The 19,401-nt window shown below is 70.9% G+C and carries 11 protein-coding genes; 5 read left to right on the top strand and 6 right to left on the bottom strand.

Features of this window, described 5'->3' with window-relative positions:
• Positions 1–34 precede the first annotated feature (34 nt).
• Both B0E54_RS00950 and lanKC read right to left on the bottom strand, forming a co-directional pair.
• Positions 35–154: a SapB/AmfS family lanthipeptide gene (locus B0E54_RS00950; RefSeq protein WP_013734295.1), complete on the bottom strand. Its 120-nt coding sequence runs from the start codon at positions 152–154 to the stop codon at positions 35–37.
• Between the two features lie 5 nt (positions 155–159).
• A complete protein-coding gene (gene lanKC / locus B0E54_RS00945) occupies positions 160–2,754 on the bottom strand; it encodes a class III lanthionine synthetase LanKC (protein ID WP_234581127.1) in 2,595 nt (864 codons plus the stop codon).
• Positions 2,755–3,230: 476 nt separating this feature from the next.
• Here lanKC and B0E54_RS32665 point away from each other — a divergent pair, with 476 nt between their 5' ends.
• Entirely contained in the window at positions 3,231–4,973 is a 1,743-nt protein-coding gene (locus tag B0E54_RS32665) for an RICIN domain-containing protein (protein WP_308195319.1), read from the top strand.
• A 101-nt stretch (positions 4,974–5,074) separates the two neighbouring features.
• Here B0E54_RS32665 and B0E54_RS00930 read toward each other — a convergent pair whose 3' ends face one another.
• The 3 genes from B0E54_RS00930 to B0E54_RS00920 form a co-directional block, all read right to left on the bottom strand.
• The gene (locus tag B0E54_RS00930; protein ID WP_234581124.1) at positions 5,075–5,431 is read right to left on the bottom strand and encodes a DNA polymerase ligase N-terminal domain-containing protein; all 357 of its coding nucleotides are present in this window, start codon (positions 5,429–5,431) and stop codon (positions 5,075–5,077) included.
• A 28-nt stretch (positions 5,432–5,459) separates the two neighbouring features.
• A complete protein-coding gene (locus B0E54_RS00925; protein WP_234581123.1) occupies positions 5,460–6,914 on the bottom strand; it encodes an alkaline phosphatase PhoX in 1,455 nt (484 codons plus the stop codon).
• A gap of 154 nt (positions 6,915–7,068) precedes the next feature.
• Entirely contained in the window at positions 7,069–7,785 is a 717-nt protein-coding gene (locus B0E54_RS00920; RefSeq protein ID WP_234581122.1) for a TetR/AcrR family transcriptional regulator, read from the bottom strand.
• A 103-nt stretch (positions 7,786–7,888) separates the two neighbouring features.
• Here B0E54_RS00920 and B0E54_RS00915 point away from each other — a divergent pair, with 103 nt between their 5' ends.
• Entirely contained in the window at positions 7,889–8,872 is a 984-nt protein-coding gene (locus B0E54_RS00915; protein ID WP_234581120.1) for an NAD(P)-dependent alcohol dehydrogenase, read from the top strand.
• A gap of 84 nt (positions 8,873–8,956) precedes the next feature.
• A complete protein-coding gene (locus B0E54_RS00910; RefSeq protein WP_234581118.1) occupies positions 8,957–10,171 on the top strand; it encodes an MFS transporter in 1,215 nt (404 codons plus the stop codon).
• Between the two features lie 375 nt (positions 10,172–10,546).
• Here B0E54_RS00910 and B0E54_RS32660 read toward each other — a convergent pair whose 3' ends face one another.
• A complete protein-coding gene (locus tag B0E54_RS32660) occupies positions 10,547–14,173 on the bottom strand; it encodes a LamG domain-containing protein (protein ID WP_234581117.1) in 3,627 nt (1,208 codons plus the stop codon).
• Between the two features lie 307 nt (positions 14,174–14,480).
• Here B0E54_RS32660 and B0E54_RS00900 point away from each other — a divergent pair, with 307 nt between their 5' ends.
• Positions 14,481–16,727, top strand: a complete 2,247-nt coding sequence (locus B0E54_RS00900; protein ID WP_234581116.1) for a tetratricopeptide repeat protein — start codon at positions 14,481–14,483, stop codon at positions 16,725–16,727.
• A 258-nt stretch (positions 16,728–16,985) separates the two neighbouring features.
• Positions 16,986–19,340, top strand: coding sequence for an AbfB domain-containing protein (locus B0E54_RS00895; RefSeq protein ID WP_234581115.1), 2,355 nt, complete (start codon positions 16,986–16,988; stop codon positions 19,338–19,340).
• The last annotated feature ends 61 nt before the right edge of the window (positions 19,341–19,401 follow it).

Raw genomic sequence — 19,401 nt, 5'->3', positions numbered from 1 at the left:
CTACCCGCCCAGGGCGACCGCGTTCTGCGATGGATCAGTTGCAGGTCGTGACGGAGAGCGAGCTGTCGCCGCAGAGCAGCAGGCTCGCCCGGCTACCGCCACCCGTGCGGTCGGCCGGAGCCATCTCCAGGCCCTGGAGGTCCAGAAGCGCCATGTCGTTCACCTCCCTTCCATCCGTTCGTCGATCCTGTCGCCCTCGCTGTCGCGAGGGAGTCTCTGCGCGCCCGACAGGGGCGCGAGGAAGGGCAGCACCGGCGGCTCGTCACGTCGCGCGCAGGCCAGCGCGTAGAGCACGCCGGCGGTGCCGGTGCCGAAGTCCATGGAGAGCCGCAGCAACTGCTCGCCGGGGAACGCGGTCCCGTCCCGGTACGGCAGCGCGTGCCAGGTCAGCCGGTCCACCTGCGCGGCGAGTTCCCGGCGGTCGGCGTCGTGACCCGAGGCGGCGAGGTAGGCGATGATGCCGGCACGCCCGGCGAAGAGCCCGGACTGTGCGTAGAACGGTGACCGCGCCGCGCGGCGGATCCCCGCGCTGGCCTCGGCGAACCGGTCGTCGGCCCGGTGGCGCAGGTACGCATCGAGGACCAGCCCGATACCGATGCTGCCGTGCGCCAGGTACGGCATGGTCCGCCAGCCCTCGTTGACCTCCAGGGCACCGTCCGGCCGCAGCACACACCGGCGCAGATCCTGGCGCAGCGCCGTGGCGGCGTGCCCAAGCAGTTCGTCGTCACCGCTGAGCTCGTAGAGCCGCAGCAGCATCAGCGCCGCTCCGGTCCGGCCGCGCAGCAGCCCGGCGTACGGGTTGCGTCCGCCGCTGACGTCCGGGCCCGGATCGTCGGCCAGTTGCCCGATCACCCGCTCGGCGGCCCGCCAGGCGGCGTCGCGCAACGACGCCTCCCCGGTGCGTCCGGCCAGCTCGGCCAGGTTGAGCGCGATCCCGGACAACCCGCTCGCCAGGCTGTGGTCGAGCCCGTCCAGGGGCTCGCGCAGGCAGATGTCGAGCACGTCCAGCGCGTCCTGGCGGCGTCCGAGGTGATCGAGGGCGTAGGCCACACCGTGCAGGCCGTCGTAGAAGCCGCAGCGGGTGCCGGACGGTGGCGCTGTCGCCCGTCGCACCAGCCAGTCCTCGTGCTCGGGCCACCGACCGGCGCCACTGGCGTCGAGCGCGTACAGCACTCCGGCCGCCCCGTGGGCGAGGTTGAGGCCGCCGCTGCGGAACTGCTCGATGTCGCCGGGGAAGAGCCGGTCGTCGCGCTCGGGGGTGGCGCTCGCCAGGATCGCCGTGGTCAGTCGGTCCCGCGTGATGGGCCACTCGTCCGCGTCGGGAGCCCCGTCCGGGTCGCCGACCCGGGGGCCACCGGCGATCTCCTCGACGGCCGGGTCGAGGAAGGACCTCGGCACCGGGAAGTTCGCGGCGATGATGTCGGCCAGGTGCGCCGCCTTCGCCGGCGCGAGCCGCACCAGCTGGGTCAGCGGGAGGAACAGCGCCAACCGCAGGCACGCCAGGGCGTACCTGTCGACCGCCGGGCCGGTGCGGTCCCGCGGGGCCGCGAAGCCCTGGTTGCGCAGTCCGGGCCGGCGGTGCCCGGCGATCGGGGCGGCCACCTCGAAGTCGACAAGGGCGACCTGGTCGTCCGGCCGGATCATGATGTTGAACAGGTGCAGGTCACCGTAGACCAGGCCGCGCTCGTGGATCGCCGCGACGACGGACTCGACCTGCTCGTGGATGTGCCGGGCCCAGCGGGCGTACGCCGCCCGGTCCTCGTCGGTCGCGTCGGCGTCGATCAGCGGGTACCTGTCGACAAGCACCTTGTTCAGCGGCCGACCCTCGATGAACTCCAGCGCGAGGAACCGGTGCTCGCCGAGGGCGAACTCGTCGTGCACCCGCGGCACCTGCGGCAGGTCGGCCAGCTGCCGCAGGGCCTGCGCCTCGCGGGCCAGCCGGGCGACGGCGTCCGTGCCGTCAGCGTCCAGGCCGGCGTGCGGTCGGGCCTCCTTCAGCACCACCTCGGTGTCGGTACGCAGATCCCGGCCCACGTACAGCCCACCGCCGTTGGAGAAGTGGATCACCTTCTCGATGCGGTACGGCACCTGGTTGGTGCTGGTGTCGTTGCGGGCGGCCAGGTGCGGGCCGAGGAAGTCGGGCAGGGTGACCCAGGACGGCACGTGAAAGACCGGCTCTCGGCGATCCGGCACCAGCGCGCCGGAGTCGTCCTCGATCGCCGGCACCACCTGACCGTCGGGCGAGTGGCAGTAGCGCGCGGCGAAGCCGCCGTAGCGCACGTGGACCGGGCCGTCGCCGTAGCGCAGGTCGCTGAGGATGTACGGGCCGGTCTCGCCGGTGAGCAGCTCGTCCAGCTCCTTGCAGACCAGCTCCAGCTCCGCGTCGTCGCGCGGGTAGACGGTGATGAACTTGCCGCTGGCGGCCCGCGCGGCGTACTTGGAGTTGCGCAGCAGCAGTGTGCGGGGCCCGCGGAGGAACTTGAAGGAGAGGCCGCGGGGGACGCAGTAGTTCCAGACGGCGTCCAGCACCCGCTCGGCGTTCGTCAGGCCCGCCGACACGTGGATCTTCCAGCCCTGCTGCGGCAGCGAGCCGCCGTCGGGCGCGTAGATCAGCCAGTCGTCGAGCGGCTCGCGGCGCCACCCGGTCGGGACGGGGCGCTCGGCGGCCGGGAAGACGGGCTGTGCGACGGCGCTGCCGAGCGAGTCGTAGAACAGCCGGTCCGCCGCGCAGTAGCTGTCGTAGCGTTCGTCCACCGTCCCGCCTCCTCTCGAACCCGGCCGGCTGTTGTTCCGGCGTTGCATCGAGTCTCATCGACGGCAGGTGGTGCGCCCCAGTGCGCTTAGTCACGGAATCCGGTGCGGGGCGCATCGGTATGCATGACATTAGTCAGGCCCGGGAGGCCGACGCCGCGGTCACGCCCACCGGCCCGCGCTCCGAGGAGATCCGCGAACCTCGTTGCCGCCGTCGCGACTTTGCGAGCCTCTGAGCTGGGATTACGCCGAAGTCGTCGGTGACGCAGCGCGTTCGTCCGCGCACCTGCCTACTCGTCCTTGACCCCTGGCGTGGACGGAACTTAGACTCCGGTGATTGTTAGCGTTAACAGTTACGTCATCAGATCGAAACCAGATCGGTCACCACCGTCACTCTCGGTGTCGACGCTGCGAACCGGTGCCGACCGGGCCGATGGGACCGCGACGGCGCGTACCACCATCAGCCAGGAGGACGAGACATGACGAACGAGCAGAACAAGCCGGTACGCGACGAGCCGAGACTGCTGAGCCGGCGAACCATGCTGACGACGATGGGGGCCGTGCCGGTCGCGACGATCGCGGCGGTCGCGGGGGCCACGGAAGCCTCGGCGGCGCCGGCGACCATCAACCTGTCGGCACAGCGGCAGACGATCCGAGGCTTCGGCGCCATGGCCCACGCCGCGTGGATCGGCGACCTGACGGCCGCGCAGCGGGAGACGGCGTTCGGCACCGGCGAGGGCCGGCTGGGGTTCTCCCTGCTACGGATCCCCGTCGGCGAGAACCAGGCGGACTGGAGCGCCGACCTGGCGACGGCGCAGCGCGCGGCCGAGCTCGGCGTGACCGTCTTCGCGTCGCCGTGGAATCCCCCGGCCAGCATGATCGAGACCTTCACCCGCGGCGGTCAGACCAACGCGAAGCGCCTCCGGTACAGCTCGTACGGCGCCTACGCCCAGCACCTCAACGACTTCACCACCCACCTGCGCAACAACGGGGTCAACCTGTACGCCATCTCGGTGCAGAACGAGCCCGACTACGCGACGGAGTGGACGTGGTGGACGTCCACCGAGATGGTCCGCTTCCTGCGGGAGAACGCCGGCTCGATCAGCACCAGGGTCATCGCCCCCGAGTCCTTCCAGTACGTGAAGTCCATGTCGGACCCGATCCTGAACGACTCCACGGCCCTGGCCAACGTCGACATCATCGGGGCGCACCTCTACGGCACGTCGTACTCGAACTTCCCCTACCCCCTGTTCAAGCAGAAGGGCGCGGGCAAGGAACTCTGGATGACGGAGGTCTACTACCCCAACAGCAACACCAACTCCGGCGACGCCTGGCCCGAGGCGCTCGACGTGGGCGAGCACATCCACCACGCGATGGTGGACGCCGAGTTCCAGGCGTACGTCTGGTGGTACCTCCGGCGCAGCTACGGCCCCATGCGCGAGGACGGCCAGATCAGCAAGCGCGGCGCGATGATGGCGCACTTCGCCAGGTTCGTCCGCCCCGGGTACGTGCGGATCGACGCGACGGCGAACCCCGCGTCGAACGTCTACGTCTCGGCGTACCGGGGCGGCGACACAGTCGTGATCGTCGCGGTCAACAAGAACACCTCGTCGGTGAGCCAGCAGTTCACCCTGTCGAACACCTCCGCGTCCGGCAGTGTCACGAACTGGCTGACCGACGGGAGCCGCAACGTCGCGCCCCAGGGCGCGCTCACCATGTCGAACGGCTCCCTGACCGTCACGCTGCCCCCGCGCAGCATCATGACCTTCGTGGCGAACGTGAGCGGCGGCACCAGCACCGGGGACACCTACAAGTTGGTCCACGCCGACACCGGCGTGGTTCTCGGCGTGCAGAACATGTCCACGGCCGACGGCGGTCTGGCCGTGGTGTGGGGCGACACCGGCACCGCCGACCACAACTGGGTCCGGGTCACCGACGGCAGCGCGTTCCGGTTCCGCAACGCCAACAGTGGCAAGGTGCTCGGCGTCGAGAACATGTCGACCGCCGACAACGCCCGCGTTCTGCAGTGGAGCGACAACGGAACGGCCGACCACCGCTGGACCCTGGTGGCCAACAGCGACGGCTCCTACCGGATCCGCAACGTCAACAGCGGCAAGGTGCTCGCCGTCCTCAACGGCTCCAGCACCTGGGGCGCCCAGGCCGTCCAGTACACCGACAACGGCAGCACCAGGAACAACTGGCGCCTGGTGCGGGTCAGCTGACCAGCTCGCAGCGCGTTGCGGGCCGACCGCGTCCGGCCGGCCCGGAACCGCCGCCTCGACAGTCCGCGCCGACGTGCCGGGCCACGGGGCCTGCGTGAGCTTCAGCCCGGTGGCTGCTCCTTCGTCAGGTGGAGCAGCCACCCCTCGCCGGTACGGATGAGCGCGTACCGCCTGCTGCCGGTGCGCCCGTGCAGCGTGAACAGCATCCGGCGGTCGGTGCGGTCGTGCTCCTCCCACGTGCCGATGTCGGCTATCGACTTGTCGGCATCGGTGTAGGTCAGGTGATCGAGGTCGTGGTCGGGCACCGCGATCGCGAGCCGGTTGTCACTGGGACTGTCCGGCAGGCCACGGGGAACCGCCCACGAGCGCAGCACACCGTTCTCCTCGAGCCGCAGGTCGAAGTGCGGTCGGGGTTTGCGGTGGTCGTGCAGGACGAAGGCGGGACGCACACTTGCCATTGTCGACGACCTGCGGCCCCGCCGCCGGTCAGCCCAGGTACTTCTCCCACGGGCCGGTGATGGCCAGGGTGAGGCCGGGGTCCTGCATGTTGACGAAGAGCACCTTGCCGTCGGCGCTGAAGGTCGGCCCGCAGAATTCCGAATCGTTGAGCTGGTTCCGGGCGATCGGGTACGTCGGGCCGCCCGGGATCGTGCTGAGCACGTGCGAGGCGCCCGAGCCGTCCTCGGCGAGCACGAGGCTGCCCCACGGGGTGACGGTGACGTTGTCCGGACCGTCGAAGGTGAGGTCGGTGTACTTGACCGGCGTCCCCTCCTCGGACTGCGTCTGGTGCGGGAAGTACGTCACCAGCTGGATGGTCTGGTCCTTGAAGTTGTAGAACCAGACCATGCCGTCGTGCGGCGCCGCGTCCGCCGGCAGGTCACCCTCGTCCCAGGCGTACGAGTTGACCACGTACACGCCCTCGTCGGTGGCCCACACGCCCTCGAACTTGCGTCCCCGGGTGACCTGGCCGTCGGCGAACTGCTCGCGTACGGACGTGGTCCGCGCGTCGCGGTCCGGCACCGCGATCCACCACACCGGGAACGGGCGGCCCAGCTGGGCGGAGGTCAGGTAGGCGACGTCCGGCAGCACGGAGCCGTCGTCCATGATGATCTGCATCGCGGCGAGGACGCCGGCGTTCGGCGCGAGGCGGGTGAGCACCCCGGGGCCCAGCTTGACCCCGGCCGGGGCGGTCCAGCGGTAGAAGAGCCCGTTGGGCCCGTCCGCGTCCTCGGAGAGGTAGACGTGGGTGCGGTCCTTGTCGACCGCCAGGGCCTCGTGGGAGTAGCGGCCGAGGCACTTGATCGGCCGCGGGTCGGCGCTGCCGTCGGCCCAGACCTCGAAGACGTACCCGTGGTCCTTCGCGAAGGCGCCGGTGCGGCCACCCTCCTCCCACGCATCGCCGGCCCGGTCCTCGGTCTCCTCGCAGGTGAGCCAGGTCCCCCACGGGGTCGGCCCACCGGCGCAGTTGGAGACGGTGCCGGAGAGGGCGACGAACTCGCCCAGGTTGCGCCCCGCACGGTCCGTCGTGATGACGGTGCAGCCACCGGCGTCGACGGCGCCCGGGTCGTAGACAGTGCCCTTGACGTGCGGCACGCCGAACTCGGCGCCGGGGTCGATCTCATGGTTCTGGATCAGGGTGTAGCGGCCGTGGCCGGCGTCGTAGACGGCCATGCCGTCGTGGTCCGACGGGGTCGTGCCCTGGCCACCGTCGAGTCGGGTGACGCCGGTCCGGGTGACCACTGTGTAGCTGAAGCCCGCGGGCAGGGCCAGGACCCCCTTGGGGTCGTCCACCAGCGGCGGGAAGGGCAGGTGGCCGCCCTTGACGGGCGAGTGCGGCCGGCTGGGGCTGGCCTGCGCCAGGGACGGCAGGCCACCGGCGACGGCAAGGCCCACACCGGCGGCGGCGCCGCCAGCGAGGAAGGTACGACGGGAGGAAGGCACGCGGATCAGCTCCTGGTCAAGGCAAGTGCGACGGCTGACAGCCAACTCCGGCCGACAGACATCGACACGTCACCCGGGGGGTCGCGTGGTGACATCGGAGTGAAGAATCAGAGCCGCGCGCCACCTCGCCGAGCCGGCGGTGCGAGCCCTCGCCTCAGCGGCCTCGCCGTGGCGATGTCCAGCCCTGCTGGTGGAGCCGTTCGATGCCGTCGAGCAGCAGGTCCAGCGCGAACTCGAACTCGAACTGGTCGTCGCAGCCCTGCCCGACGACCGACTGGTCGTCGTGGGACGCCGCCCCGGCGATCTCGGCCAGGTGCGGGAACCGGTCGGCGAACTCCGGCGGTAGGGCGGCGGGCGGCTCGGGGCTGGTGGCTCCGGAGCGACCGGCCTGGCGGGAGGCGTCGAACAGTTCCTGGCTGAAGCCCAGCACCCGGCTGCCCATCGTGTGCATCACATGGTGGGCGAGGTTGGCGGAGAACCCGCCGGCCTTGAAGGTCGCGACCACCGAGTCGAGGTAGGCGAGGATGGCCGGCGTCGCCATGTTCCGGGATTCGATCGCGAGCGCCGCCCAGGGGTGACGGCGCAGCACCTCCCGCGCCGAGAGGATGCGCCGGCGGATGGCGTCCTTCCAGTTGGTGTCGGACGCGGGCGGGTCGATCTGGCCGACGATCACGTCGATCATGCCGTCGAGCAGTTCGTCCTTGTTGGCCACGTGCTTGTAGAGCGCCATCGGCACGACGCCCAGATCCTGGGCGAGGTTGCGCATGCTGAGTGATTCGATGCCGGCCTCGTCGGCGAGCGCCACTGCGGCACGCAGGACGCGATCCCTGCTCAGCGGCGTCCGGCGCAGCGTCTCAGCCTGCTCAGCCATCTCGTCCTCGTCCTGTCCGGCGGTCGTTGAACCATAACCGTCTTGACAGGTGTACGGCGTACACCTACCGTCAGTGTACGCCGTACACCCCTCGGGAGGGATCATGAAGGCGATCGTTCAGGACCGATACGGCCCACCGGAAACCCTCGCGCTCGCCGAGGTCGCCACGCCGACGCCCGCCCCGGGCGACGTGCTCGTACGGGTCGAGGCGGCCTCGCTCAACGCGTACGACTGGCATGCCATGCGCGGCGATCCCCGGATGGCGCGGTTGGCGATGGGCCGGACGCGGCCCCGGGCGCGCATCCGTGGCCGCGACTTCGCCGGCCGGGTCGAGGCCGTCGGCGCCGACGTCCGGCAGGTGCGGCCGGGCGACGCGGTGTTCGGCGACCTCGGCGAGGCCAACGGGGCGTTCGCCGAGTACGTCTGCGTGCCCGAGACGTTGGTCGCGGCGATGCCGGCGAACCTGACCCCGCAGCAGGCGGCGGCCCTGCCCCTGGCCGGCATCACCGCGCTCATGGGCCTGCGCGACGCCGGGTGCGTCGAGCCCGGCCACCGCGTCCTCATCAACGGCGCCTCCGGCGGCGTCGGCACCCTCGCCGTGCAACTGGCCAAGGCGCTCGGCGCCACCGTGACCGGGGTGTGCAGCACCCGCAACGTCGACCTGGTCCGCTCGCTCGGCGCCGACCACGTCGTCGACTACCGCCGCGACGACTTCACCCGCGGCGCGGACCGCCACGACGTCGTGTTCGACCTGGTCGGCAACCGCTCACTCAGGGAGCTGCGGCGGGCGCTGACACCGACCGGGACGCTGGTGCTCTCCGGCGGCGGCGTGTACGACGGTGGCAGCCTCATCGGGCCGGTCGGGCTGCTCGCGCGCGGACGGCTGCTGGCCCCGCTGGTCCGACAGCGCATCGTCACGCTCACGACGACACCGGGCCGGCAGCACCTCGACGCGTTGCGCACCCACGTCGAGGCCGGCCGTCTCACCCCGGTCATCGACCGCACGTATCCACTGCACGAGGTGCCCGCGGCCATCCGGTATCTCGAAGGCGAGCACGCGCGGGCCAAGGTCGTCATCACCATCTGACGGCGACCGCCCGCCGACCGGGGGGCTCTGCCGTTCGCGCAGGCGGAGCCCTCGATTACGGTGATCAGGAACGGGGGGTGGGCCATGGCGTCAGAGGTGTCACCGCGAAGGGCCAGGGCCGTGCTCGTCGCGCTCTCCCTCGCCGCGTTCGCGTTCATCACGACGGAGTTGCTGCCCGTCGGCCTGCTGACCCACATCGCACCCGACCTCGACCGGTCCCGCTCGCAGGTGGGCCTGCTGGTCAGCGGGTACGCCGTCGTGGTCGTGCTGGCATCGGTGCCGCTGACCCGACTGACCCAGCGGATTCCCCGGCGGCACCTTCTCGGCGCCACCATGTTCCTGTTCGCCGTAGCGAACGCCGCCGCCGCGCTCGCCCCGACGTACGCGGTGCTCGCCGGCTCGCGTCTCGTGACCGCTCTCGCCCAGGCGATGTTCTGGTCCGTCGCCACGGCGACAGTGATCGGGCCCTTCCCGGTCGCCGTGCGCGGCCGGGCGGTGGCGCTGTTCGCGACCGGGGCGACGCTCGCCCCCGTGCTCGGCGTACCGCTCGGCACCTGGCTCGGGCAGCAAGCCGGCTGGCGCGTGGCGTTCGCGGTGCTGGCCGGAGCCGGGCTGGCGATCGCCGCCGCGGTGTTCGTCCTTCTGCCGTCATATCCCCCGGCGGCGGGTGGCGCGGCCCGGGGCACCGCACCGGACGGGCGGCGCTTCGCCGTGCTGCTGATCGCCACAGCCCTCGGCATCGGCGGCTTCATGACCCTGCAGACCTACATCACACCGTTCCTGCTCGACATCAGCGGCTTCGCCGACGCGGCCCTGGCGCCGCTGCTGTTCGCCGCCGGCACCGCGGGCGTCCTCGGCACCCTGGCCGCGGCCCGGACGCTGGACACCCGACCCATCGCCTCCCTCTTGACGCCGTTGAGCATCGGCACTGCCGCGCTGTTCGGCATGTACGCGCTCGGCACGCTCCGGCACGGCGCGGTCGCATTTCTCGCCGCCATCGGCCTCGCCTACGCGGCGTTCGGCTCCGCAGTGCAGAACCGGATGCTGCAACTGGCTCCCGGCAGCACCGACATCGCGTCGGCCGGCGTCAGTACTGCCTTCAATGCCGGCATCGCCGGCGGATCGCTGCTTGGCGGCACCCTCCTGCCGATCTCGGGGGCACGCCCGCTGGCACTCATCGGTGGACTGCTGACGCTGGCGGCCCTCACACTGCTCGCCGCGGACACGCGACTGCGCCGCGGCGGCGGGTCCCCGCCGACCATCGGTCGCCCCTCGGCCAGCCCCGCGGTTACGCGATAGGGCCCGGCGAGGTGCCGGAACGCACCTCCACCGAGACGGCGTCGGTCCGGGCTCCCGCGGTGCTGGACGCCCGGCCCACCGTCACCGGCAGGGCACCGGCACGCACCCGCGACGCAGCGACCCCACGCTGGCCGGTGGCCGGGGCGGGCAGCGTCACGGACGCCTTACCCGGCTTCGGCCAGACCGGCGCCGCGAGCGGCGCTGGGCACCTTCTTGACCTGCCGGCGGGCGTAGGGGTTTGCGGGTTGTCCGAAGGGTGTGTTCACCCATGTCTCCACAGGCGACTGTTCCGGAGATTGGTTGACGTGCTGGTACGACTGCCGAGGAGGGCGCCGGCCGGCCCGAGGGCCGGCCGGCGCGCACACCGTGAGCGGATCAGTCGGTAGGCGTGACGTCCGCCACCGACTGCCTGTCGTTGAGCTGCTTGACGTCGACGTCGGTCAGTGCCCCCTGATAGAGGCTGAGGTTCGACACGTCGCCATCCCACTTGTCGACGGTCTGGATCGCCTGGCCCGGCGGCTGGTACTGGGAGGCACCGACCCAGACCGGCCCGGTGGCGTCGAAGGCCCCCGTGAAGGTGCTCGGGAACGGCACGGCGGCCACGCGCTCGCCATTGACGTAGAGACGGGCCTCACGGCGGCCCAGGTCGTAGACGCCGACCAGGTGGGTCCAGGTGGACAGGTCGTCCTCCGCGTTCATCTGCCGGGAGGTCATCATGATGTCCACGACATTCCCGTTCTGGGGCGACGTGTCCAGGCCGAAGAGGCTGAAGGACCACCAGTTCCCGGTGACCCCGTTCACGGTCTTCGTCCGCTGCCCCAGGTAGAAGGCGGAGTTCCTGGTGCCGATCTGGGCGACAGCGGTCTGGATGCCGAGCGACTCCGGCCGCAGCCACACCGACACCGAGAACGAGTCGTTTGTCTTCGCCACTCGGGTGTCCTGCCAGGCGCCACCGACGTTCTTCATCGAGTGGCCGTACTCCGTGGTGACCTGGTTGGGGTCCTCCAGCCCCTGCGAGTTGAACCGCAGGAAGCTGCGGCTGTCGCTGCCGACGTCGGTACCGACGGTCAACCCGAGACGACGACCGAACTGACCGGACTCCGGGGCGTTGCACAGGTCCGGGTCGGTCGACTGGACGTAGCAGGGGACGGCCCCGTTGAAGTCCCAGTCACCGACCAGGGTCGGACTCAGCATCCCCGGCTCGTCGACGCCACCGGAGCCTGGGGTTTCCGCGAGCTGGCCGGTGAAGTCGTCACCCACCAGCGCCCGGTCGAAGACCTGGACGTCGACAAGCGATCCGTTGAAGAAGTTGTCGGAAACCTTGGTGTTCTGGGCGTAGTTCCGGCCGACGTGGAACGGGCCGGCGGCGTTCCACGCGGTCGTCCACGGCGTGGAAGCGACAGCCGCGCCGTCCACGAACAGCGTCAGGGTGCGGGCCGCCTGGTCGTAGGAGAAGGCGACGTGCCGCCAGCGGTTGACATCGGCCGCCGAGATCGCCGTCGGCGCGTGCAGGACTGTGTAAGCAGCACCGGTGCAGTCACCGTTGCGCATGGTGACGTTCCACTTCGGCACTCCCGAGACCTGGACGATGCCGAAGAAGAACCCGAAGTCGCACGCACCGCTCTGCGTCGCGATGGCCATGTTGTTCGCCGGCACGCTGGGCAGCCGCACCCACGCCGCCACGCTGTACGAACTCGTCGTGTTGACGACCGGCCCGGACGTCGACAGGTAACCGCCGGTGGCAGGCCCGCCGAGCGTGGCCGCCTGACCGCCGACCAGGCGCACGTCGTTCGGCCAGGTGACGTTCGTTGCCGTCAACGGTGTGTCGCCTCCCAGCGCGGGCTGACCGTCGGCCAGGGCCTGCGCCTGGGTCACCCCCGGGTAACTCTGCAGGCCCCACCGCGCGACGGCCGGCGACGGCCGGCTCGCCGTGAACTCGACCGAGGCCCGTCCGATGTTGCCCGTGCTGTCCACCGCCGAGACCTGGAACGTGTTCAGGCCGTACTTCGGCACGATGGCCGAGACCGTGGCGGTCTTGGTGCAGACGGTGCCCGACGGTCCGTTGACGCAGGTGCTCACCGCGGGCACCTCGTTGGTCGGGGAGACCCAGCCGTGCCGGAACTTGGCCACCGTGGTGTCGGTGGTGCTGAGGCCGAACGTCGCCACCGTACCGGGCAGGGGATTCGGGTTCGACGACGTGAGGCTGACGGTCACCGGAGGAACCTTGGTGTCCACGGTGAATTCGCACCACGCGGACCAGGCGCTGGTCATGCTGTACGGCGACGGGTCGGTCGACCTGGCCCGGAAGGCGTAGGCGCCGCCTTCGACCAGACCGGAGAGGGCGGCCGTGGTGGAGCGGCCGTTGGCCGGCACCGACGCCCCCGCCGGCGCCGTCTTGCGGGGCGTGGAGTCGTTGTAGCCCCCAGTGGTGGGGATCTGGAGCCACTCGTACGTCGTGCGCAGCGCCTGACCGGTGTCGGCGTCCGGATAGATCGCCGACAGGGTCGGGTTCAGCGTGCCGATGCCGATCCGCTGGCCGGTCGGGCAGGCGACCCCGTGAACCTGGAGGTTGTTCGGCGCCCCGGGGATGGAGTCGAAGTCGACGATCAGTTTCGCGCTGTTCGGCCAGAACTTCTTGTAGCGGTCGGTGGTGGACTCACCCGAGCCGTCGGTGGCGCTGCACGCGCAGAAACCCATGGTGATGCTGGCTGACTTGTTGGTGGCGTGGGTCTGGATGATGCTGGTGACGGCCGAGCCGGTGAAGTTGACGGTCATGTCCGGCTGCGGCGAGTCCGAGCAACCGGAGCCCTCGTTCGCGTGCGACTGCGCCGTCGACTTCAAGCTGTTCAACTTCGGTGCCCACGCGGTCCGCGGCGTCGAGGAGATGCCCGCCGAGTGGTACAGGTACGTCGGCGTGTTCCCACACGACCACGAGTGGTCCAGCTTCATCTGGACGTACGCGGACTCGATGTGCTTGCCCTTCATCGACGTCAACGGGAAGTCGAAGTACGAGCGATAGATCTTGCCGCTGTCCGGATCCCGGCCGACCCGCGCCACCGACGTGTCGGTGTTGTTGGTGTTGTTGTTCGTCGCGTACGCCCACCGGGACTTGCCCGTCGACCACGCCGGGTCGATGAACACCGGGAAGGCCGCCGCGGTCGAGAGCAGGCCGGTGTCCGGACGCAGCACCAGGTCACCCCCGGCCACCTCGACACCGACGGCGGCCGTCTTCGCGACGTCGCCCGGCGCTGCCGCCGTGGAGCGGGCCAGCTCAGGGCCACCCTCGGCGTCACCGCCGGCCATCGACCTCGCGACGGCCGACGGCGTGGTGTTCGAGTCCCACATCACGGCGGGCTCCGCCGAGGCGAGCACCTCGGCACCCGCCATCGCGGAAAGCCGTCCGTCGGCGCCGCGCACCACGCGGGCGTCGCCGCCGAGGTCGAAGCGGAGCGTGCGGAGCGCAGGGTTGGCCGCGGCCTGTGCGTTCTTGACCGCGAAGACGTGCGTGAAGCCGGTACGGGTGGCCCGCAGCACCAGATCCGTGCCCGGTAGCACCTCCGGGTAGGTGGCCGAGTCGCCGCTGACTGTCGGCTTCGGCAGCCCACCCGGCCAGGACAGGGTCAGCGACCTGCCCTGTCGGACCAGCGTCACCGCCGGGCCCTTGCCGCCGGCGGAGAACCGCACGTCGGCCACCGAGGCGACCGGACGCAGCGCGCCGCCCGCCCCGGCTCGCAGCGTCAGGTCGACGGGCGCCCACGACCCGTCCGTACGGCGGACCCGCTGCGGCGTGACCGCCGACTCCGACGTGAAACCGCCGGACGGGTTCGCGAAGACCTGCGTCAGCTCGGTACGGGCGTCGGCGACCTCCACCCGACGGCCGGAACGCTTCGCCTGGGCGACGGCCGACGCGGCGTCCGGTGCGACCGACGGATTGGCGGGCTCCGCGGCGGGCGCCGCCGCCTCGACGGATGACGGCGCGATGAGCAGGGAACCCACGACCACGGCTGCGACGCTGGCGGCGGTGAATCGGGAACGTCTCAGAAAGAAGGCAGGCAGCATCGAGCGGCCAGGCACCATCTCAACCCCCGTGATTGAACGTGAACCGGTGGCGAGACTGTAGGGCTCAAACGAGGGGGTGTCCACATCGACCACGGTGGGTGATCTCGAATCGGGCGAGATCGTCCATACGAGAGGCGCGCACGACCGACCGTGACGGCGATCGCGGACCTCCTCCGGCAGCTCCGCTGTCACCACCGACCGATCACATGCGTCGTATGGCCGATTGCCCGCACTGAACACCGTCGATACCGTGACCCCCGTGTTCGGGGAGGCCGTACAGGAGCTTCGGCGTCACAGCGCGCTGACGCAGGAGGATCTGGCCGCGAAGACAGGGCTGTCGGTCCGGCATCTCCGGGACCTTGAGGCGGGACGGATCGCGCGACCGCGACCCGCGACGATGCTGCTGCTGGCCGACGCCTTCGGCCTGCGCGGGGTCCGACGGGACCGGTTCCTCTCCGGTACGCCGACCCCTGCCGCCACCAGCGGCGTTCCGGCGCAGTTGCCGGCGGACGGCTTCGGCTTCGTCGGCCGCGCCGATGCGCTGGCCCGCCTCGACGGGATTCTGGCCCGAGCGGCGGATCAGCCGACCGCGATGGGTCTCGCGATCGTCTCCGGCACCGCCGGGGTGGGCAAGACCGCGCTCGCGGTGCACTGGGCTCATCGCGTCGCCGCGCAGTTTCCCGACGGCCAGCTCTACGTCAACCTTCGCGGCTTCGACCCGGGTGGCGTCCCGGTCAGCCCGAGCACGGCGCTCGCCGGATTCGTCAACGCTCTCGCGGGACCGGACGCCCGTCCGCCGACGGCGTTGGATGAGCAGGTCGCTCGATATCGCAGTCTGCTGGGCGGCCGGCGGGTGCTGGTGGTCCTCGACAACGCCGGCGATGCCGACCAGGTACGCCAGCTGCTGCCGGGCGCTCCGGGCTGCTTCGTCCTCGTCACCAGTCGGGACCAGTTCCTGGGTCTGGTCAGTGTGAACGGCGCTCATCCGATCACCCTGGACGTCATGTCCGGGGCCGACTCCCGCGAACTGCTGACCCGACGCCTCGGCGCGGAGCGCGTCACCGCAGAGCCCGAGGCCGTGGACGCCATCGTCAGCGCCTCCGCCGGGCTGCCCCTGGCGCTGTCCGTCGTCGCCGCCCGGGCAGCCATCCACAGTGGATTCCGACTGATGGACCTGGCGGCCAGTCTGCGCCAGGTGGCCGGGCGCCTGGATGCCTTCGACGGCGGCGAACCGGTCACCGACCTGCGGCTGGTCATGTCGTGGTCGTACCGGACCCTCGATGAGCCCACCGCCCGGCTGTTCCGTCTGCTGAGCGTCCATCCGGGCCCGGACTTCGCCGTCGCGGCGGCGGCCAGCATCGCGGGGATCACGCTCGCGCAGGCCCACCGCCACCTGGCCGAGCTGACTCGGGCCCACCTGCTCACCGAGCACCGCCCAGGACGGTTCACGTACCACGATCTGCTCCGCGCGTACGCCGCCGAGCTGGCGGCGGCCGAGGACAGCGAGGCGAGTCGTCACGCCGCCCGGTCCCGCCTGCTCGACCACTACCTGTCCGTCGCGTACGCCGCCGACGAGCTGCTCTATCCGCAGCGGGACCGGCTGCCGATCGACCCGCCCGGGCCCGGGGTCGCGCCGGTGGCGCTGGCCGATCGCGATGCCGCGACGTGGTGGTTCACCGACGAGCACCCGGTGCTGCTCTCGGCCCTGCGGCTGGCGAGCGACCACGGATTCGACCGCCACACGTGTCACCTCGCCTGGGCGATCACCACCTACCTCAACCAGCGCGGCTACTTCCAGGACTGGACCAGCAGCCTGCGGGCGGCGCTGTCGGCGGCCGTCCGGCTGGCCGACGACCGGGCCGAGGCGTACGCCCACGGGGTGCTCGGCTTCGCCGACATCGCGCTTGCGCAGTACGCCGACGCGCAGCGCCACCTGGAGCTGGCGTACGACAGGTACCGGCGGCTGGGCGACCTCGCCGGGCAGGCCCGGGTCGAGCTCAACCTCGGGTGGATCCATGACCGGACCGGGCATCCCGAGCAGGCCCTCGCCCACGCCCTGGAGGCGCTGCGCCTGCACCGGCAGGCCGGACACGTCACCGGCCAGGCCTTCGCGCTGAACGCGGTCGGCTGGTCGCACGGTCAGCTCGGCGACCACCACGCCGCGATCGAGAGCTGCGATCAGGCACTGGCCCTGTTCACGTCTGTCGACAACGTCCTCGGCCAGGCGATCACGTGGGCCAGTCTCGGGCACGCCCACCTGCAGCTCGACGCGTTCACGGAGGCGGTCACCTGCCACGAGCACGCCGTCCGCCTGCGTCGCGAGATCGGTCATCGACGGTTGGAGGCGGATGCGTTGGTGAGCCTCGGCGACGCTCACCTCGCCGCAGGCGACGCCGGCCCGGCCCGCGTGGCCTGGCAGCAGGCGCTGGACATCCTCGTGTCCCTGCGGGAGGCCGGCACCGGCGCGATCGAGGCCAAGCTCGCCGCGCTGCGCTGAGGTGCCCCGAAGTACCGGTCACGCCCGGTCCGGCTCCTGCCCCGGCTCCGGCATTGACGCCCGGCAATTGACGGAGTGGTCGAGGTGCCTCTATAACGTTGTACGGGTGGTGATGGATGTCGATCGGATCACCATTGCCTGTGGGTGGGAATCCCGCCGACATCCGCCGTCCGCGTTCGAGAAGCCACCCGATGCCCACCGCCCGCGCGCTGCGGGCTCAGCTGCACGGCCCGCGGCGACCCGCCCCTCGGAGACGGCATGACACGTCAGGTCCCCGTCCGCCCCGCCCTGCCCCTACTGCTCATCCTCGCCCTCGTCGTCGGCGTGTTCGCCGCACCGGCCCGACCGGGGCGGGCCGCCCCGGCCAAGACGCCGCCACTGACCACCCCGTGGACCAGCCAGGCGCTGGCCGGGACGCCCCTGCCGGAGTACCCACGACCACAGATGACGCGACCGGACTGGCTAAACCTGAACGGGGAGTGGCAGCTGCGCCAGTCCGGCACCGACGACGCCCCGCAGTTCAACACCGATCTGCCCGAGCGGGTCAACGTGCCGTTCCCCGTCGAGAGCGCACTCTCCGGTGTCCAGCGGGCCGCCAACGACAACCGCAACTACCTGTTCTACCGACGCACCGTCACCGTCCCGCCCAACTGGTCGGGCCGGCGGACGCTGCTGCACTTCGGCGCGGTGGACTGGCAGAGCACGGTCTGGGTCAACGGCGTACGGGTCGGCGCGCACACCGGCGGCTACGACGCCTTCACCTTCGACGTGACAGCGCAACTCAACGGCGGCGCGAACGAGATCGTGGTGAAGGTGTGGGATCCCACCGACACCCGGCAGAACGGCAGCCTGCCCCCGATCGGCAAGCAGACCAAGCAGCCCGGCGGGATCTTCTACACGCCCAGCTCCGGTATCTGGCAGACGGTGTGGATGGAGCCGGTTCCGGCGGCGTCGATCAGCAGCGTGGACGTCTACCCGAACCTGAGCACCAACACCCTGCGGGTCCGGGTCTTCACCCGGGGCGACGTGAGCGGGCACAGCGTGCTCGCCGAGGCGCTCGACGGCGCCACCGTCGTCGGCTCCGCCACCGGCGGCTTCACCGACTTCAGCGTCCCGGTGCCCAACGCCCGCCGCTGGTCACCCGACGATCCGTTCCTCTACAACCTGCGGATCCGCCTGCGCAACGCCGGCGGCGCGACTGTCGACCAGACCCTCCACTACTTCGGAATGCGCGAGATCACCACCGGCATGGTCAACGGGGTGCTGCGACCGAAGCTCAACGGCCAGTTCGTCTTCCAGGTCGGCACCCTCGACCAGGGCTTCTGGCCGGACGGCCTGTACACCGCGCCGACCGACGCCGCCCTCGCCTTCGACCTGCAGAAGCACAAGGACCTGGGCTTCAACATGGTGCGCAAGCACATCAAGGTCGAACCGCAGCGCTGGTTCTATCACGCCGACCGGCTCGGCCTGCTTGTCTGGCAGGACATCCCGTCGCTGACCGCGCAGAACATCGACCCCACCGACGCCCAGCAGGCGCAGTTCGAGAGCGAGGCACGCGAGATCGTCGACGAGCACCGCAGCTCCCCCGCGGTCGTCGCCTACACGCCCTACAACGAGGGCTGGGGCGAGCGCACCCTGGCCGACACCCGCCGCGTGGCGCAGAACATCAAGAATCAGGACCCCACCCGGCTGGTCAACCCGCACAGCGGGCACAACTGCTGCCAGTCCCTCGGTGACCCCGGCAACGGCGACATCGACGACTGGCACGTGTACCTGGGCCCGGACTCCCCCTCGCCATCGAGTAGCCGGATCGCGGTGCTCGGCGAGTTCGGCGGCCTGGGCCTGCACACCCCGGGCCACGAGTACAGCCCGAACGGGCAGTTCTTCGCCTACGAGTGGCAGCCCACCTCCGCCGCGCTCACCGACCGGTACGTGGGGCTGGTGGAGGGTGCGCAGAACCTGATGCTCGGCAAGGGACTCAGCGCCTCGATCTACACCGAGATCGCCGACCAGGAGGGGGAGTTGAACGGCTTCCTCACGTACGACCGGCGGGTGGTCAAGATGGACCAGGCCCGCGTCCGCGCGGCCAACACCGCACTCATCAACGCCTCCCGGACGATCGGCAGCTCCGCACCCGTCGCGCTGCCGGTCAACACCCGGCGTTCCCTGCAGGTCACCACTCCCGGCTACACCAACCGGTACCTGCGGCACCAGAACGGCCTGGCGTACACGGAGGTGGTCGACGCGGGCAGCTCGGCGCTGCTCAAGAACGACGCGACGTACACCATCCGGCCCGGCCTGGCCGACGGCGCCTGCTACTCCTTCGAGTCGGTCAACTATCCCGGTCAGTACCTGCGGCACCAGGACTCCCGGGTCCGCAACTCGCCGAACGACGGGTCAGCGCTCCTGCGGGCCGACGCCACCTGGTGCGCCCGCGTGGGGCTGACCGGAAGCGGCGTATCGCTGGAGTCGTACAACTTCCGGGGCAAGTACCTCCGGCACTACAACTCGGAGGTCTGGCTCAGCAACGGCACGGGCGGCGACGCCTACAACAGCCCCACCCTCTGGGCGGCCGACAGCACCTGGAACATCGCCGCCCCCTGGGCCCCCTGACCGCGACGGACCGTGCTCCGACGAATCGGTGCGGGCCGGCGAAGAGCCGCCGGCCCGCACC

The sequence above is a fragment of the Micromonospora sp. MH99 genome (assembly GCF_021442385.1).
Classification (GTDB): domain Bacteria; phylum Actinomycetota; class Actinomycetes; order Mycobacteriales; family Micromonosporaceae; genus Micromonospora.
This window is presented reverse-complemented; position numbering and strand designations above follow the sequence as displayed.

What these genes read in the sequence shown, in the direction of transcription:
- B0E54_RS00950 (WP_013734295.1), bottom strand. Translation starts at nt 154, where the DNA reads ATGGCGCTTCTGGACCTCCAGGGCCTGGAGATGGCTCCGGCCGACCGC.
- B0E54_RS32665 (WP_308195319.1), top strand. Translation starts at nt 3,231, where the DNA reads ATGACGAACGAGCAGAACAAGCCGGTACGCGACGAGCCGAGACTGCTG.
- B0E54_RS00930 (WP_234581124.1), bottom strand. Translation starts at nt 5,431, where the DNA reads ATGGCAAGTGTGCGTCCCGCCTTCGTCCTGCACGACCACCGCAAACCC.
- B0E54_RS00920 (WP_234581122.1), bottom strand. Translation starts at nt 7,785, where the DNA reads ATGGCTGAGCAGGCTGAGACGCTGCGCCGGACGCCGCTGAGCAGGGAT.
- B0E54_RS00915 (WP_234581120.1), top strand. Translation starts at nt 7,889, where the DNA reads ATGAAGGCGATCGTTCAGGACCGATACGGCCCACCGGAAACCCTCGCG.
- B0E54_RS00910 (WP_234581118.1), top strand. Translation starts at nt 8,957, where the DNA reads ATGGCGTCAGAGGTGTCACCGCGAAGGGCCAGGGCCGTGCTCGTCGCG.
- B0E54_RS00895 (WP_234581115.1), top strand. Translation starts at nt 16,986, where the DNA reads ATGACACGTCAGGTCCCCGTCCGCCCCGCCCTGCCCCTACTGCTCATC.